The organism is Streptomyces sp. NPDC001507, assembly GCF_042894765.1.
In the GTDB taxonomy this organism is placed as follows: Bacteria; Actinomycetota; Actinomycetes; order Streptomycetales; family Streptomycetaceae; genus Streptomyces.
This window is the reverse complement of the sequence record NZ_JBIAVV010000033.1, coordinates 1-1,403: the sequence shown is the minus strand read 5'-3', so window position 1 is coordinate 1,403 and position 1,403 is coordinate 1. Positions and strand designations below refer to the sequence as shown.

The window sequence follows — 1,403 nt, the reverse complement described above, 5'->3', positions numbered from 1 at the left end:
TCACCGGGTCTCCTTGATGCTCCTATGTCAAGCGGCCAGGCTCATTGGCGTTGGGGGTAGCGGGTTGAGGGGTTGGTCGAGGTTGGCCTGGTCGGCGAGCAAGGCTCGGTAGACGCGGTCGGAGATGCGACGCCGTAGCAGGCGCAGGGCCTCCGTCTTGGTCTTGCCGGCGGTGAGTTGCTTGGCGAAGTAGGCGGCGCCTTCGCCGTCGCCTCGCACCTGGGTCACGGCGATCATGTGCAGAGCGTGATTGACGGTGCGGTTTCCGCCTCGGTTGAGCCGAACGCGGACCTTGTTGCCTGACCAGACGGGGATCGGGGCGGTGCCGTTGAACCGGGCGAAGGCGGCCTTGGAGACGAACCGCGTGGCGTCTGCGGCCTCTCCGATGATGACCGCGGCACCTAGAACGCCGCAGCCTGGGACCTCGAGCAGATGCGGTGCGCGGGCGGTGACCAGACGACGGAGCTGGCTCTCCAGTGCGTTGATGCGTTCCGAGAGACGGCGGCAGTCCGCGACCAGTTCGGCAGCAATGGCCGCGAGCGTCCCGCGATGCTGGATCAAGGCTTGGGCCAGGTGGTCCAGGACGCACAGGCGGCGCAGACCACGAGAGGCGACGGCCAGCTCCGGGTCGAGCTCGTGCAGGAACCAGCGCAGCTTGTTGCCGATCGCGGTGCGCTGGGCCACCAGCGTGCGCCGATGGTCGACCAGCAGTTTGATGTCACGGCTCGGCCCGTCCAAGCACGCCTTGGGCAGGTCGGGCTCGCGCAGAGCGACCCGGGCCACTGCCTCGGCATCGATCGGGTCGGACTTCCCGCGCTCCCGGGCCGAGCGTCGTGCGCCGGCCATCAGCCGGGTGTGCACCCGCACCACCGCGTGTCCGCTGTTGAGCAGGTCGGCTTCGAATCGGCGGGTCAAGTGGCGGCAGTCCTCGACTGCCACCAGCACCGGACCGAAGTCGTGCAGCCACGCCAAAGCCTTGAGATGGCCGGCGGGTCTGGCGGCCACGGTCAGTTCCGCCAGCCGCTTTCCCAGCGGATCGACCGCCACCAGCGTGTGCGTGTTCTTGTGTCCGTCTATCCCGACGACGATCAACGTGCCTCCCTGCGACGATGCCGGATGCTCAGGTGATCGTCCGGCGCCGGGGGCACGCCTCAATCGGGCCAGCGGCACGCTCCTATCAAGCCACACCGCACCGGACGGCCTGCGACCGGCGGGCGGCACATCGCCGACAAGCCACCGTCACGGGGCAGCGAAGAAACGAGCCAGCCCACCGGTCGACAGGATCCTTGCCACCGGAAGGCGGCACATCAAGGACCAACCACCAAAGGCGACTTCGGCCCGTGTCCACCCGCCGATCGCCAACAGCCTGACATTGACGCGAAGAAAGCCGTGGCCCGCTTGAG

At 68.2% G+C, this 1,403-nt stretch carries 1 protein-coding gene; it reads right to left on the bottom strand.

Features of this window, described 5'->3' with window-relative positions; translation table 11 throughout:
* Positions 1–27 precede the first annotated feature (27 nt).
* Positions 28–1,092, bottom strand: coding sequence for an IS110 family transposase (locus tag ACFY0K_RS44715; protein ID WP_390644778.1), 1,065 nt, complete (start codon positions 1,090–1,092; stop codon positions 28–30).
* Positions 1,093–1,403: the final 311 nt, after the last annotated feature.